Below are 15566 nucleotides of genomic sequence, written 5' to 3'. Positions count from 1 at the left end.
AAGCCGCCTATTGTAGCGGCTTGGCGGCGTGATGCACGAACCGGATGGCGTCGCCCCCGCGGGAGGCGGGGGCGGACGTCAGAAACGCTTGATGACCCACTCGGGCACGGCGATGCGCTGGCCGTCCTGGCGCTCGAAGTCGCCGTCGCCGTCGCGGTCGACGAGGTAGTAGGCAGGGCCGCTGGCGGGCCGGATCTCGATGGCGTAGAGCGCGCCGTTGACCCGGTACTCGCGGATGGTGCGGTCCTCTTCCTGGCGGATGGTGACGTCCGGCTCGACGTCGGTGCTGGACTGGGCCGCGGCCGGCAGGGCGGCGGCCACCAGGGCCAGGACGGCCAGCGGCGCGAGCAGCGCGGAGCGCATGAGGTTCATGGTGTTCTCCTGACCATGGGGTTGCCCCCAGTGTATGCCCTTGGCGGTCGATGACGCATGCTTTGCCCGGCAAATCGCTTCGGCAATGCGTATCATGACTGACCAGGATCAGGGGCGGCGCTCGCGATGACCGCCGACCCCTCGACACGCGATCATCTGCCCAGCCAGCAAGGGATGCCGATTCATGGCCGACACCCCCATCGTCCTCGTCGACGGTTCCTCCTATCTCTACCGCGCCTTTCACGCCCTGCCGCCGCTGACCACCTCCGAGGGTCTGCCCACCGGCGCCGTCAAGGGCGTGCTCAACATGCTCAAGCGGCTGATCAAGGACTACCCCGACAGCCCCATGGCGGTGGTGTTCGATGCCCCGGGCAAGACCTTCCGCGACGAGCTCTACGCCGAGTACAAGGCCCAGCGCCCGCCGATGCCGGACGACCTGCGCGCCCAGGTCCAGCCTCTGCACGATTGCGTGCGCGCCCTCGGCCTGCCGCTGCTGTGCATCGAGGGCGTGGAGGCCGACGACGTCATCGGCACCCTGGCGCGCCACGCCACCGAGGCCGGCCGCGACGCCGTGATCTCCACCGGCGACAAGGACATGGCCCAGCTGGTCAATGCCCACATCACCCTGGTCAACACCATGAAGGACGAGACCCTGGACGTGGACGGGGTGAAGGAGAAGTTCGGCCTGCCGCCGGCGCTGATCATCGACTTCCTGGCGCTGATGGGCGACAAGGTCGACAACATTCCCGGCGTGCCGGGCGTCGGCGAGAAGACCGCGCTGGGGCTGCTGCAGGGCATGGAGGGCGGCCTCGAGACCGTCTACGCCGACCTGGAGCGGGTCAAGACGCTGGGCTTCCGCGGCGCCAAGACGCTGCCCAAGAAGCTGGAGGAGCATCGCGACCAGGCCTTCCTGTCCTACGAGCTCGCCACCATCAAGACCGACTGCGCGCTGCCGGTGGGCCTCGACGACCTGGACATCGCCCACCCCGACCGCGAGGCGCTTGGCGAGCTGTATCGCCGCCTGGAGTTCAAGGCCTGGCTGTCCGAGCTGCTGGAGGGCAAGGACAAGGGCGTCGATGACGCCGCGTCGGCCGAGGGCGCCGAGGCGGGTGACGACGTGGGCGAGAGCGGCGCCGAGCGCGAGGACGCGGTGATCCTCGAGCGGGCCGACCTCGACGCCTGGCTTGCGCGCCTCGACGACGCCGAGGCCTTCTGCTTCGACCTCGAGACGACCAGCCTCGACTACATGGAGGCCGAGATCGTCGGCGTCGGGCTGTCCCTCGAGCCCGGCGAGGCCGCCTACATCCCGCTGGCCCACGACTACCTGGACGCGCCGGCCCAGCTCGACCGCAAGAGCGTGCTCGAGGCGCTGACGCCGCTGTGGACGGACCCCGGCAAGGCCAAGATCGGCCAGAACCTCAAGTACGACATTTCGGTGCTGGCGCGCCACGGCATCGAGGTGGCCGGCGCCCTCGAGGACACCATGCTCGAGTCCTACGTGCTGGACTCCACCGCCACCCGCCATGACATGGACTCGCTGGCGCTCAAGTACCTGGGCGAGAAGACGGTCAGCTTCGAGGACATCGCCGGCAAGGGCGTCAAGCAGCTGACCTTCAACCAGATCGCCCTGGAGCAGGCCGCGCCCTACGCCTGCGAGGACGTCGACATCACCCTGCGCCTGCACCGCGAGCTGCGCCCGCGGGTCGAGGCCGAGGGCCGCCTGGCCGAGGTGCTCGACGGCCTGGAGCGCCCGCTGATCCGGGTGCTGTCGCGCATGGAGCGCGGCGGCGTGGCGCTGGACGCCGAGCGCCTGCACGCCCAGAGCCAGGAGCTCGGCCGGCGCATCGGCGAGCTCGAGCAGCAGGCCTTCGAGCTGGCCGGGCGCGAGTTCAACCTGGGCTCGCCCAAGCAGCTCGGCCAGATCCTGTTCGAGGAACAGAAGATCCCGGTGATCAAGAAGACGCCCAAGGGCGCGCCGTCCACCGCCGAGGCCGTGCTCGAGGAGCTGGCGCTGGACTACCCGCTGCCCAAGGTGATCATGGAGCACCGCGGGCTCTCCAAGCTGCGTTCCACCTACACCGACAAGCTGCCGAAGCTGGTCAACAAGGCCACCGGCCGGCTGCACACCAGCTACCATCAGGCGGTCACCGCCACCGGGCGGCTGTCGTCCTCCGATCCCAACCTGCAGAACATCCCGATCCGCACCGAGCAGGGGCGCAAGATCCGCCAGGCCTTCGTCGCGCGGCCCGGCTATCGCATCGTCGCCGCCGACTACTCGCAGATCGAGCTGCGCATCATGGCGCATCTGTCCGGCGACAAGGGCCTGCTCGAGGCCTTCGCCGCCGACCGCGACATCCACGCCGCCACCGCGTCCGAGGTGTTCGGCGTGGGGCTGGACAAGGTCACCCCGGATCAGCGTCGCAGCGCCAAGGCGATCAACTTCGGGCTGATCTACGGCATGAGCGCCTGGGGCCTGGGCCGCCAGCTGCACATCGAGCAGAAGCAGGCCAAGACCTACATCGACCGCTACTTCGACCGCTATCCCGGCGTGGCCCGCTACATGGAGCGGATTCGTTCACAGGCGGCGGAGGACGGCTTCGTCGAGACGGTGCTCGGCCGGCGCCTCTACCTGCCGGAGATCCACTCCCAGAACCGCGCCCGTCGCCAGGGCGCCGAGCGCACCGCCATCAACGCGCCCATGCAGGGCACCGCGGCGGACATCATCAAGCGCGCCATGATCGACGTCGACGCCTGGCTGGCCGAGGGCGAGGTCGACGCCATGATGGTCATGCAGGTCCACGACGAACTGGTGTTCGAGGTCGCCGAAGACGCCGTCGAGGCCTTCATTCCCGAGGTGAAGCGGCGCATGCAGGCCGCCGCCGAGCTCGACGTGGCGCTGATCGTCGAGGCCGAGAGCGGCGTTAACTGGGACGAGGCGCACTGACGCCCGGTTCGTGCCATGCTGTGGGGGCCGCAGCGGGCCACGAGGGCCCGGTCCAACAAGGAGGCAAGTGATGCGAAGGATCATGATTCCATGGCTGCTGGGCGCGGGCGTGGCCCTGCTGACCGGCTGCGCGAGCCAGGCCACCGAGCAGACGGCGGCGGAGCGCTTCGACTGTGCCGCCCTGAACCAGGCGATCACGAGCGCGGGGACGGGCTTCGAGGACATCAAGGGGCGCCTGGAGACCACCGATCTGACCCGGACCTGGCAGACCGACACCCAGGCGTTTCATGACGCCTGCGTGATCACCTCGGCCCGCCGGCCCGACCACTACCTGTGCTTCGGCCCGCTTTCGACCGACGACCCGCGCGGCGCGCTGGTGGTCGGCGGCGAGGCCCTCGGGCAGTGCCTGGGCGAGGGCTGGCAGTCCGAGCGCACCGCGCCGGACCGGCTCGCGTTCACCCGCCAGGGCAGCGAGCCCGTGGTGGTGCTCGAGAGCTTCCTCAACGACCGCGGACGCCGCATGGGCACCCTTGGCGTGTACCAGAACGCCGCGGATGCCGTGCCCCGGCCGGGCGACGAGTGAGACTGACCGGCGCCTGAGCGCCTCAGCCAATGAAAAGGCCCGCGGCAATGCCGCGGGCCTTCGCTTGTCTGCCCCATGACCGGACGCACCGCACTGCGCATGCCGATGCCGGGGGCGGCGACCGGGCCGCCCCGAGCCGACCGGCCTTCGGCGCCCTCACGCGGCCTGCCTCTCGCCCCTTCGTCAGGACGCCTCGGTCGACGGCGCCTGGCGGGGGCCGTGCTGCCGGACGGTCCAGAGCACGCCGGTGATCAGCAGGATGATGGCGACCAGCTCCAGCGTCCGGGGGGCTCGCCCTTCGTACGCGAAGCCATAGAGCAGTGCGAAGAGCGGTTCGAACACGAACACCTGCCCGGTCAGGGTCAGCGGCAGACGCCGGGACGCGCCATTCCACAGGGCGTTAGCCACCAGCGAGCCGACAATGCCGACACCGGCGCTGACGAGCCAGAACAACGGCCAGTCCCGGGCCGCGGCGCCCGCCACTGCCTCGACATGGGCGTGCGACGTCGCGGCGTCGCCGCCCCAGATCACCACGGCCAGCACCAGCGCCCACAGGCCGGACGCCAGGCCCGTCAGGTAGGACCACTGCTGGCTGGACACGGCCACCATGGTCTTCAGTGCCCGGGCGTTCAGCACCGCGAACAGGCTCCAGCTGGCCAGGGCCGCAAAGGCGAAGACCAGCCCCTGAGCGACGTCGACGAGGCTGTTGCGGCTAGCCACGGCGCTATCCAGGGCATCCAGATTGATACAGGCCACGCCGGCGAAGACCAGCGCCAGGGGCCATGCCAATTGTCGGAGCGAGGCCGCCCCCGGGTCGTGTCGCCCCAGGACCGTCACCACCACCGGCACGAGCGCCACCACCAGCGAGGCCGGTGCCACGCCGACCTTCTGGATCGACGCCGCCAGCAGGGCGAAGAAGGCGACATTGCCGCAGGCGCCCAGCACCAGCAGCAACGCGACATCCGACAGGGTGAGACGGCGCGGCAGGCGGCGAAGCAGGGGCAGCAGGCAGACCAGCGACACCATGCCGTACATGACGAATCGGCCCGCGGCGATTTCCAGGGCGCTGAACGCGTTCAGCACCAGGGGACTCAGGAACACCAGTCCCCAGCAGGCACCGGCGACCGCTCCCAGTAGCACTCCGCTCAGCATCATGTTCACTCCCCAGCATGTTGGGTGATCGAGAAGGGAGTGACTCTAGCGGCCGTGACGTGCCGTCCAGTAGCGACAATCGCGCATGGAAATATGCCATACTGGCATAGCGGCCAGGCTGTCGTTCCCGGCCCCGCCTGGCGCAGGATACTCCCCGGCCATTCACCGTCGCTCTCGGATTCGTCTGTTGATTTCCAAGCAGAAACGCCTCCCCCCCATCCATGCCTTGTCCGCATTCGAGGCGGTCGCCCGGCACGGCAGCTTTTCCTCGGCGGCCGAGGAGCTTCACCTGAGCCAAAGCGCCGTCAGCAAACAGGTCAGGACGCTTGAGGAACACACCCGCTACCCGGTATTCCTCAGGCACGCGCGGGGGATCGAGCTGACCTCTGCCGGTGCCGCCTTGCTGCAGGAGATCCAGCCGGCGCTGGCACAGCTGTCCTCCGGTCTCGAACGGATTCGTCAGCGCCAGGATGCGGACACGGTCACCGTGATCGCCACCCACGCCGTGTCCCATTACTGGCTATTCCCCAGGGTCATGGCCTTCAACCGTGAACATCCGGACATCACGGTGAGCATTCAGTCCGACAACGCGATCTCGCCGGCGGTCATCGGGGAGTATGACTTCGGGGTGCTCTTCGGCCGCGGACGCTGGCCGGGGCTCGAGGCGCAGCCGTTGTTCCCCGAGCGGATCTATCCCGTCTGCCATCCGGACCTGGCGCTAGCCGAGCCTCGAACGCTTCAGGATCTCAAGGCACTACCGCTGATCGAACTGGACTCCCGTGCCTGGGATTGCATCGACTGGGTCGACTGGTTTGCCCACTTCGACGAGGCTTACGCCCCCCGGCCCCATGGCTTGAGATTCAATCAGGTGTCTCTGAGTTACAACGCCGCCCTGGAGGGCCTGGGCGTCAGCCTGGGATGGGAGTTCATGGTGTCTCAGGCCGTCAGGGAAGGCCGGCTGCGACGGGTGGGAGAGTTCGTATACGATGCCGGCAAGCAGGACTTCCTGGTCCACGGGACAAAGGAGCCGCTGAAGCCGGCCGCACGGACCTTCAAGCACTGGCTGTCATGATGGCGGAACGGGCCCCTCGCGGGACCTTGGCATGGGGCCGGATGACCCGGCGGCGAGGTCCTCGGCCAGTGCCTGGGCGAGGGCGGGCAGTTCGAGCGTACCGCGCCGGACCGACTCGCATTCACCCGTCAGGGCAGCGAGCCCGTGGTGGTGCTCGAGAGCTTCCTCAACCACTGCGGACGCCGCGCCCCGTCCGGGCGATGACTGATCGCGTATGCCACTGAAATGAAAAGGCCCGCGGCATTGCCGCGGGCCTCTTGCGTGGTGGCCGCTGGTTCGGGCCAGGACGCACCGAGGGATGGCGCGAGGCTTAACGCCAGCCGACGCGATCGAAGATCCGCACCGCCTGCGGGTTGTTCTCGCCCAGCACGCTGACGTTCAGGTCGTCGGTCTTGAAGTCGCCCCAGGAGGCCAGCACCTCGTCGACCGGCTCGCCCTCGACCACCGGGAACTCGTGGTTACCGGTGGAGAAGATCGACTGGGCGGTGTCGGAGGCCAGGAACTCCAGGAAGCGCACGGCGTTGTCCGGGTGCGGGGCGCCCTTGACCATGCCGGCGCCGCCGACGTTGATGTGGGCGCCGCGGTCGTCCTGGTTCGGGAACAGGATCTGCACCTTCTCGGCGGCCTCGCGGGTGGCGTCGTCGTCGGAGGTCAGCATGCGCACGTAGTAGTAGTGGTTGGCCACCGCCACGTCGCACTCGCCGCTGGCCACGCCGAGCAGCTGGTCGGTGTCGCCACCCTCGGGGTCGCGGGCCATGTTGTCGACCACGCCCTGGGCCCATTCCTCGGCGCCTTCCTCGCCGTGGTGGGCGATCATCGAGGCCAGCAGCGACTGGTTGTAGATGTTGTTCGAGGAGCGGATGCAGATCTCGCCCTCGAAGCGCGGATCGGCCAGGTCCTCGTAGCTGCGGAGCTCGTCGGCGCCGACGGCCTCCGGGTTGTAGAAGATGGCGCGCACGCGCTGGCTGAAGCCGAACCACTTGCCCTCGGGGTGGTGCATGTTGGCGGGCAGGCGCTCGTCGAGCAGCTCCGAGTCGACGCTTGCGAAGATGTCTTCCTGCTCGGCGCGCCACAGGCGGCCGGCGTCCACGGTCATCATCACGTCGGCGGGGCTGGCCTGGCCCTCGCGCTTGATGCGCTGGATCAGCTGGTCGGAGCCGCCCTCGAGCACGTTGACCTCGATGCCGGTCTCCTCGGTGAAGGCGTCGTAGAGGTCCTGGTCGGAATCGTAGTGGCGGGCCGAGTAGACGTTGACCTCGTCGGCGACGGCCGGGGCGGCGAAGGCCGCGCCGGCCAGCAGGGCGGCGAGGGGCATGACGAGACGGCTGTGCTGATGCATGGGTGACCTCGTGGGTGTGGAAGCCGGCGACGGCTTAGAATGATAATAGGTTGTATTAGGCTTGCCATTGAAGCGCCTGCCCGCCATGGCGTCAACCGGCATCGCGGCACCGCCGAATGACGACGAAAAGGCGAAGGTTTCGCGTTACCATGGAGCATCCCGTCATGCCAGCCGTCGATTCTTGCCTATGACCAGCCACGCTCAGCTTACCCCCGCCGCCGACGCCGTGCCGGAGCAGGCCCCGGTGCTCGCCATGCACAATATTCGCCACGCCTACGGCCACCACCTGGCGGTGGAGGACGTCGGCCTGGAGGTGCGCCCCGGCGAGGTGGTCTGCCTGCTGGGACCCTCCGGCTGCGGCAAGACCACGCTGCTGCGCATCGTCGCCGGGCTCGAGGTGCTCCAGCAAGGGCGGGTCGATCTCGACGGCCGGCCCGTCGGTCGCCCCGGCCAGGCCCATGTGCCACCGGAGAAGCGCAACGTCGGCCTGGCCTTCCAGGATTCGGCGCTGTTCCCGCATCTCTCGGTGCTGCAGAACGTCGGCTTCGGCCTCGAGTCGCTGCCGGCCAAGGAGCGCCGCAAGCGTGCCCTGGAGCTGCTCGACCAGCTGGGCATGGGGCGCTTCGCCGAGAACTATCCGCACATGCTGTCCGGCGGCCAGCAGCAGCGCGTGGCCCTGGCCCGGGCGCTGGCGCCGGCGCCGCGGCTGATGCTGCTCGACGAGCCGTTCTCGAGCCTGGACGCCCGGCTGCGCGACCGCATCCGCGACGACACCCTGCACGTGCTCAAGAAGGTCGGCGCCGGCGCCCTGCTGGTGACCCACGACCCGGAAGAGGCGATGTTCATGGCCGATCGCATCGCGCTGATGCGCGACGGCCACATCGTGCAGATGGGCACGCCCCGGGAGCTCTACTGCGCGCCGGTGGATCCCTTCGTGGTGACCTTCTTCGGCGAGGTCAACGAGCTCGAGGGCACGGTGCGCGACGGTCGCGTCGACACCCCGGTGGGCGAGGTGATGGCCCATGGCCTGGAGGAGGGCGCCCGGGCGCGGGTGATGATCCGCCCCGAGGCGCTGCGCGTGGTGGCCCTCGAGGAGCCGCCGGCGGACCACCACAGCCACGTGATCATGGCCAAGCTGCTGGGCCGCACCAGCCTTTTGCACATCTGCGCCCACGGCGGCGGCAGCGAGTCGCACCTGCACGCCCGGGTTCCCGGGGTGTTCCTGCCCGAGGAGGGCCAGCCGGTCACGATCCGGCTGGATCCGTCACAGGTGTTCGTCTTTCCCGCCAGCGACCCCGCCGCTGCCGGGGCGTGAGCCGCGCATCGCCAGGCTGAGCAGGATCACCGGGATGATGCCCACCGCGACGATGGTCAGCGAGGCGGTGGAGGCCTCGGCCAGGCGCTCGTCGGCGGCCAGGTTGTGGGCCCGCACCGCCAGGGTGTCGAAGTCGAAGGGGCGCAGGATGATGGTCGCCGGCAGCTCCTTCATCACGTCGACGAACACCAGGATGCCGGCGGCCAGCAGGCTGCCGCGCATGATCGGCGTGTGCACGCGGCGCAGCGTGCCTCCGGCGGTCTGCCCCAGGGTGCGGGCGGCCGCGTCCATGCTCGGCGTGACCTTGCCGAGGCTCGCCTCCAGGGCGTTGAACGACACCGCCAGGAAGCGCACCACGTAGGCGTAGATCAGGATGAAGGCCGAGCCGCTGAAGATCAGCCCGGCCATCACCCCGTAGTGCGCCCGCAGGAAGCCGTTCAGGGTGTCGTCCAGCCAGGCGAAGGGGATCAGGATGCCCACCGCCACCACCGAGCCGGGCACCGCATAGCCCATCGCCGCCACCCGGGTGGCGGTGCGCGTCAGCGGCCCCGGGTTGAGTCGCGCGCCGTAGCTCAGCACCAGCGCCAGCCCCACCGCGACCAGCGCCGCCACGGCCGCCAGCAGCAGGCTGTTGCCGGCGAATTCCAGGAACTGGGCGCCGAACAGCGAGTCCCCGCCCTTGATCGACAGGTAGCCCAGCAGGCCGCTGGGAATCAGGAAGCCGACCAGCACCGGCGCCAGGCAGGCCAGGGTGGCGGCGGCGGCGCGCAGGCCGCCGAGCCGGAACTCGGGCAGCTGCTGGTAGCGGCCGGTGGTGTGGAAGTAGCGGCGCTTGCCCCGCGAGGCGCGCTCGAGCAGCACGAAGATGATCACGAAGGCCAGCAGGCAGGCCGCCAGCTGGGCGGCGGCGACCTGCTCGCCCATGCCGAACCAGGTGCGGTAGATGCCGGTGGTGAAGGTGTCGACGCCGAAGTACTGCACCGCGCCGAACTCGTTGAGGGTCTCCATCAGCGCCAGCGACACGCCGCCGACGATGGCCGGGCGCGCCAGCGGGATGGCGATGCTGGTGAACAGCCGCCAGGGGCCGCGGCCCAGGGTGCGGCCGACGTCGAGCACGCACACCGACTGCTCGAGGAAGCTGGCCCGGGCCAGCATGTAGACGTAGGGGTAGAGCACCAGGGTGATCAGCGTCGCCGCGCCGCCCAGCGAGCGGATGTCGGGGAACCAGTAGTCGCCGCGCTCCCAGCCGAAGGCCTCGCGCAGGGCGCTCTGCAGCGGCCCGGCGTACTGCAGGAAGTCGGTGTAGGCGTAGGCGATCACGTAGGTCGGCACCGCCAGCGGCAGCAGCAGCGCCCACTCGAACAGCTTGCGCCCGGGGAAGCGGCACATCACCACCAGCCAGGCGGTGCCGGTGCCGATCACGAAGGTGCCAAGCCCCACCGTGACGACGAGAAACAGCGTGTTGGCCAGGTAGCGGCCCAGCACGGTGCTGGCCAGGTGCTGCCACACGCCGCCGGCGGGCATCACGATATGCGCCAGCACCGTGAGCACCGGCAGGGCCACGACCGCGGCGATGAGCAGGGTCAAAACGCTCCAGGCATCGAGGCGCCGCCTCGGCCGGGACGCGGACGAGCTGGGCCGATGGCTGAGGGGACTGGACACGCGGGTTCTCCTTCCGGTGGGGTGGCCGACACGCTCGCCAGAGGCGAAGGACTGGCGGGGGCAAGATAGTACCAGCTGCTCGGCGGGGTCGCAGCCGGTCGGCCGGTCCCGCGACGCCCCCGGAGGGACGGGCGTCGCGGGCGGGTCAGGCGAGGGCGGCGAGCGTCAGTAGCCCAGCCACAGCGACGGCAGCCCGGTCACCAGCGCCGGGAAGACCGCCATCAGCACGCAGGCCAGCAGGATCAGCGCGCAGAACGGGATCACCGCCTTGTACAGGTCCAGGGTCTGGATCTCCGGCGGCGCCACGCCCTTGAGGTAGAACAGCGCATAGCCGAACGGCGGGGTGAGGAAGGAGGTCTGCAGCACCACGGCCACCATCACCACGAACCACAGGGTGTCGACGCCCATGGCCTCGATGATCGGCAGCATGATCGGGAAGCTCAGCAGCACGATGCCGGTCCAGTCGAGGAACATGCCCAGCACGAACACCAGCAGGAACATCAGGATCAGGGCGCCGGTGGTGCCGCCGGGCATCGCCAGCACCAGCTCGCTGATCACGTCCATGCCGCCGCCGATCGAGAACACCCCGGTGAAGGCGGTGGCGCCGACCAGCACGAACATCACCATGGTGGTGGTCTTGCCGGCCTCGATGAAGGTGCGATAGCAGGTCGAGACCTTGCGGTCGCCGAAGACCAGGAACAGCACGAAGGCCAGGGTCACCCCGATCGCCGAGGCCTCGGTGGCGGTGGCGATGCCGGTGAACAGCGCGCCCAGCACGCCGAGGATCAGGCTCATCGGCGGCAGCACGTACTTGCCGAGGCGCACCACCAGCTCGCCGGTGGAGAGGTCGGCGCGCTCCTCGGCGGCCACCGGCGGGCCGTAGCTCGGCTTGATGAAGCACACCAGCAGCACGTAGCCGGCGTACAGGGTGCCCAGCAGCAGGCCCGGCACCAGGGCGCCGGCGAACAGCGCGCCCACCGAGACCGGCGAGTAGCTGGCCATCAGGATCAGCATGATGCTCGGCGGAATCAGGATGCCCAGGCAGCCGCTGGCCATGATCACGCCGGCCGACAGGCCCTTGTGATAGCCGTACTTGAGCATCGGCGCCAGGGCGATCAGCCCCATCACCGCGATCGAGGCGCCGACGATGCCGGTGGTGGCGGCCAGCAGCACCGAGACGATGACCACGGTCAGCGCCAGGCCGCCGCGCACCCGCCCGAGCAGCAGGCGCATGCTCTCGAACATCCGCTCGGTGACGCCGGAGTCGTTGAGGAAGCGGGCCATGAGGATGAACAGCGGGATGGCCACCAGCACGTAGTTGTCCATGGCCCGGCCGTAGATGTTGTTGATGATGATGCCGAGCACCTGGGGGCCGGGGCCGAACCAGGCGCCGAGCACCGCGGTGCCGCCCAGCACGAAGGCCAGCGGATGGCCCATGAACAGCCCCGTCAGCAGGCCGCCGAACATGAACAGGGTGAGCAATTCCGGGCTCATGAGGCGTCCTCCGATGACGACGGGCCGGCGGTCAGCTCGGCGACGGCGCGGATCACGATGGCGATGGCCTGCAGCAGCACCAGCACGCCGGCGATGACCAGCACCGCCTTCACCGGGTAGACCGGGATCGAGACGATGCCGTAGGTGGATTCACCACGGCTCCAGGAGCGCTCGAAGAAGCGCCAGCTGTAGGTGATGAACATCAGGATGAAGGGGGTGAAGAACAGCAGGTAGCCGAGCAGTTCGATCAGCGCCCGGCCGCGCCGCGAGAGCAGCCGCTTGAGCACGTCCACCTCGACGTGGGCGTGATGCTTGAGGCCGTAGGCGGCCATCAGCATGAAGTGGCTGCCGAACAGCATGGTGGTGACATCGAAGGCCCAGTCGCTGGGCCGGCCGAAGAAGAAGCGCATGGCGATGTCGTAGACCACCACGACGGTAATGATCGCGATCAGCGGGGCGATCAGGCGACCGAAGCCCTCGTTGAGGGCATCGATGGCCCGGGCGATGGCATGCATCCGGAGAGCCTCCTCGAATAACGTATAAAGCCGGCGGCCTTGAGGGTGCCGCCGGCCGGACAGGGGGATCGGGCGTGAACCGCTTACGGGTTCATGCAGGCCTCGATGTCCTCGAGGGAGGGCAGGTTGTCGGTGACCCGGCTCATGTTGAAGGGCACCGAGACGTCACGCCACTGGGCGTAGTCCTCCATGTAGCTGATCATCGAGTGGTAGATCTTGGCGTGCATCGGGTCCTCGCAGGCGCCCTGCACGATCACCTCGTTGGTGATGTCCTGGATCGTCGCCAGGTCTTCCTCGGAGAGCTGGTTGATGGTGGTGCCGTCCTCGAGGAACTGGGCGGTACCCTCGGTGGACTGCTTCTCGGACCAGGCCAGCGACCAGGCCATGGTGGCCTCGGCGGCGATCTTCAGGGTCTCCCGGGTCTCCTCGGAGAGCGCGTCCCAGGCGTCCCGGTTGATCATCACGCCGAACACGCTGGCCGACTGGTGCCAGCCCGGGGTCATCCAGTAGTCGGCGACCTCGGAGAAGCCGGCCTTGTAGTCCACGCCCGGGGTCGAGAACTCGGCGCCGTCGACCACGCCGCGCTCGATGGCCTGGTAGATCTCGCCGCCGGCCAGGGTGACCTGTGAGCCGCCGAGCTGTTCCAGCACCCGGCCCTGGTCGCGCCCGGAGAGACGCAGGCGCTTGCCTTCCAGGTCGGCGAGGCTCTCGATCGGCGTGCCGCCGCGGAAGCCGGACTCGTTGTTGGTGATGCCGTAGGGCAGATAGACCATGTTGTACTGGCCGTAGACCTCCTGATAGAGATCGAAGCCGCCCCACTGGTTGATCCAGTTCAGGTAGTCCACACCGTTGAACAGGCTGGTGGTGGTGGCCAGCGGCGAGAAGGCCGGGCTGCGCCCCGCCCAGTAGCCCGGCCAGTCGCCGGCGGCCTGGATGCTGCCGGTCTCGGTGGCGTCGAACACCTCGGTGCCGGGCATCAGGGTGCCGCCGGCGTAGAATTCGATCTGCAGCTCGTCGCCGGCCAGCTGGTTGACCAGCTCCGCCCAGTGGCGGTCGATCTGGATCAGATCGAGGTTGTCCGGCCAGGTGGTGGTCATGGTCCACGATTCCTGGGCCTGGGCGGCGGTGGTCATGCCGGCCAGGGCGATGCCGGCAGCCAGGCCGGTCAGGGCGAAACGCGTCGGCTTCATGGTGATGCTCTCCCGAAAGCTTGTTCTGGTTGTGGGGATGATGCGGTGCAAAAAATACGGTCGCCCGCCGGTGAGGGGCTCCGCGTGGCGACCCTGGCAACAAGCTAGCATGGCCCTTGGGGACCGCGAGAAGGCCTCCAAACGTCGAAGTGGCGCGGGCGCGTGTCGGCCGCGCTGCCCCGTCGGTCAGGAAAAATCCTTGGTTTTCAGGTGTATAAAACAAGAGTATGACCGGTATGCTGCATCGCCGAAGGGGCGCCGGGCGTTGAAAGGGCGTCGGCTGCTTAGACCAAAGTACAGCGATTCAAGTCATTAGAAGGTTCTTAAAGAGAGGTCGACGATGGAAGCTTCCGTGCCCGCCGGGCTGCTGGCCTGCCAGGAGCGTCTGACCGAACGTCGCTGGCGGGGCCTGGCATGGCTGACCGGCGATGTCGAGAGCGTCCGTGAGCGGGGGGCGGCGCTCTGTCATGAGCGGGCTGTGGCGCTCTGTCATGAGCGGGCTTTGGCGCTGTGGCACGCCCTGGGCGTGACGGCGCCGCTGTGGGTCGGCCCCGAGCCGCCCGAGGGCATCGCCGCCGAGGCCTGGCTGCCCGCCGCCAAGGCCCGCACCCGGCTCGGCGGCGAGCACGACCTGATCGTCTTCGATGCGCTGTCGCCCGGGGCCGGCTTCGATCCCGACGCCTTCGGCGCGCTCTCGGGCACCCTGCGCGCCGGTGGGCTGCTGGTGCTGCTGACCCCCGACGACTGGGGCGCGCGCCCCGATGCCGACTACGCCCGGCTCGCCGCCCACCCGCATGCGCCCGAGGCGCTCTCGGCGCACTATCTGGCGCGTCTCGCCCGCCTGCTGGAGGCCTCGCCGCGGACGATCCGCTGGCCCGCCTCGGGCGCGCCGACGCTGCCCGACTGGCCCGAGGCGCCGCCGTCTGGGCTGGTATCCGAGGCGGCGCCCGACGATGGCGACTGCCTGACCGCCGATCAGGCCGAGGCGGTGGCGCGGCTGGTCAAGCTGCGCCGGCGCCGGCCGCTGGTGCTGACCGCCGATCGCGGCCGCGGCAAGACGGCGGCCCTCGGCATCGCCTGCGCCCGGCTGCTGGCGAAGGCGCAGGAAGACGGCGCCGAGATCGAGATCCTCGTCACCGCGCCGCGCCCCGCGGCGGTGGCCGGGCTGTTCGAGCGGCTCGCCGCGCTGCGCCCCGAGGGCCGGCGCCAGGGGAATCGCTTCGAGGATGTCGGCGGGGGCGTGACCTTCCTCGCCCCGGACGAGCTCAGCGCCCGGGTCGAGCGGGGTGAGGCCGGCGGCGCCGGCACCTGGCTGCTGGTCGACGAGGCCGCGGCGATCCCGGCCGGGCTGCTCGGGCAGTGGCTCTCGGCCTTCCCGCGCATCGCCTTCGCCACCACCGTGCACGGCTACGAGGGCGCCGGGCGCGGCTTCGCGCTGCGCTTCCGCGCGCGGCTGGAGCGCCTGACCCCGGAGTGGCGGGAGTATCACCTGTCCGCGCCGATCCGCTGGGCCGAGGACGACCCGCTGGAGGCGCTGACCTCGAGGCTGCTGATGCTCGACGCCGAGCCGGTCGCGCCCGATGACAGCGGAGCAACGGCGCAGGCCGCCTGGCGGGTCGAGTCGCCGCAGGCGCTGGCCCGGGACGAGCCGCGCCTGCGGGCGCTGTTCGGGCTGCTGGTGCAGGCCCACTACCGCACCACGCCGAGCGATCTGCGTCACCTGCTGGATGGCCCGGACACGCGGGTCGTGACCCTGGGCGATGCCGCCGGCCCCGCGGCCGTGGCGGTGGTGGCCGACGAGGGCGGCTTCGACGCCGCCCTGGCCGAGCGGGTGGCGCGGGGCGAGCGCCGCCCCCGCGGGCACCTGATGGCCCAGTCGCTGGCCGCCCACGCCGGCTCGCGGGAGGCGCTGACCGGCCGCCTGCGGC

The 15566-nt window shown here is 69.6% G+C and carries 12 protein-coding genes; 5 read left to right on the top strand and 7 right to left on the bottom strand.

Annotation, left to right across the window (positions count from 1 at the left end; genetic code table 11):
• Positions 1-78: 78 nt before the first annotated feature.
• The gene (locus UYS_RS0216000) at positions 79-372 is read right to left on the bottom strand and encodes a DUF2782 domain-containing protein (protein WP_016856528.1); all 294 of its coding nucleotides are present in this window, start codon (positions 370-372) and stop codon (positions 79-81) included.
• A gap of 184 nt (positions 373-556) precedes the next feature.
• Between UYS_RS0216000 and polA the strand changes: the two genes are divergently transcribed.
• On the top strand, positions 557-3316 hold the full coding sequence (polA, locus tag UYS_RS17610; RefSeq protein WP_016856527.1) for a DNA polymerase I: 2760 nt from the start codon (positions 557-559) through the stop codon (positions 3314-3316).
• Between the two features lie 70 nt (positions 3317-3386).
• Positions 3387-3899: a hypothetical protein gene (locus UYS_RS0215985; RefSeq protein ID WP_016856526.1), complete on the top strand. Its 513-nt coding sequence runs from the start codon at positions 3387-3389 to the stop codon at positions 3897-3899.
• Between the two features lie 183 nt (positions 3900-4082).
• On the opposite strand, the gene UYS_RS17605 is transcribed toward UYS_RS0215985, so the two are convergent.
• On the bottom strand, positions 4083-5054 hold the full coding sequence (locus UYS_RS17605; protein WP_016856525.1) for a DMT family transporter: 972 nt from the start codon (positions 5052-5054) through the stop codon (positions 4083-4085).
• A gap of 184 nt (positions 5055-5238) precedes the next feature.
• On the opposite strand from UYS_RS17605, the gene UYS_RS0215975 reads away from it, so the two are divergent.
• Positions 5239-6123: a LysR substrate-binding domain-containing protein gene (locus tag UYS_RS0215975; RefSeq protein ID WP_016856524.1), complete on the top strand. Its 885-nt coding sequence runs from the start codon at positions 5239-5241 to the stop codon at positions 6121-6123.
• A gap of 310 nt (positions 6124-6433) precedes the next feature.
• Here UYS_RS0215975 and UYS_RS0215970 read toward each other — a convergent pair whose 3' ends face one another.
• Positions 6434-7462 (bottom strand): Fe(3+) ABC transporter substrate-binding protein, encoded by a 1029-nt coding sequence (locus tag UYS_RS0215970; RefSeq protein WP_016856523.1) that lies wholly within the window; start codon positions 7460-7462, stop codon positions 6434-6436.
• A 187-nt stretch (positions 7463-7649) separates the two neighbouring features.
• Here UYS_RS0215970 and UYS_RS0215965 point away from each other — a divergent pair, with 187 nt between their 5' ends.
• Positions 7650-8777: an ABC transporter ATP-binding protein gene (locus tag UYS_RS0215965; protein WP_016856522.1), complete on the top strand. Its 1128-nt coding sequence runs from the start codon at positions 7650-7652 to the stop codon at positions 8775-8777.
• On the opposite strand, the gene UYS_RS17600 is transcribed toward UYS_RS0215965, so the two are convergent.
• The 4 genes from UYS_RS17600 to dctP form a co-directional block, all read right to left on the bottom strand.
• Positions 8727-10364, bottom strand: a complete 1638-nt coding sequence (locus UYS_RS17600) for an ABC transporter permease (RefSeq protein ID WP_016856521.1) — start codon at positions 10362-10364, stop codon at positions 8727-8729. The two genes, UYS_RS0215965 and UYS_RS17600, sit on opposite strands and share 51 nt — an antisense overlap.
• A 240-nt stretch (positions 10365-10604) precedes the next feature.
• Positions 10605-11933: a TRAP transporter large permease gene (locus tag UYS_RS0215955; RefSeq protein ID WP_026068625.1), complete on the bottom strand. Its 1329-nt coding sequence runs from the start codon at positions 11931-11933 to the stop codon at positions 10605-10607.
• The gene (locus UYS_RS17595) at positions 11930-12448 is read right to left on the bottom strand and encodes a TRAP transporter small permease subunit (protein ID WP_016856519.1); all 519 of its coding nucleotides are present in this window, start codon (positions 12446-12448) and stop codon (positions 11930-11932) included. Before UYS_RS17595 ends, UYS_RS0215955 begins: the two co-directional genes overlap by 4 nt.
• A gap of 83 nt (positions 12449-12531) precedes the next feature.
• The gene (gene dctP, locus UYS_RS0215945) at positions 12532-13638 is read right to left on the bottom strand and encodes a TRAP transporter substrate-binding protein DctP (protein WP_016856518.1); all 1107 of its coding nucleotides are present in this window, start codon (positions 13636-13638) and stop codon (positions 12532-12534) included.
• Positions 13639-13978: 340 nt separating this feature from the next.
• On the opposite strand from dctP, the gene UYS_RS17590 reads away from it, so the two are divergent.
• Positions 13979-15566, top strand: a 1588-nt coding sequence (locus UYS_RS17590) for a tRNA(Met) cytidine acetyltransferase TmcA domain-containing protein (RefSeq protein ID WP_016856517.1), incomplete at its 3' end; no start/stop codon positions are given.

The sequence above is a fragment of the Halomonas smyrnensis AAD6 genome, from assembly GCF_000265245.1.
In the GTDB taxonomy this organism is placed as follows: Bacteria; Pseudomonadota; Gammaproteobacteria; order Pseudomonadales; family Halomonadaceae; genus Halomonas; species Halomonas smyrnensis.
The sequence above is the reverse complement of the archived record's forward strand: the minus strand, read 5'-3'. Positions and strand labels throughout refer to the sequence as shown.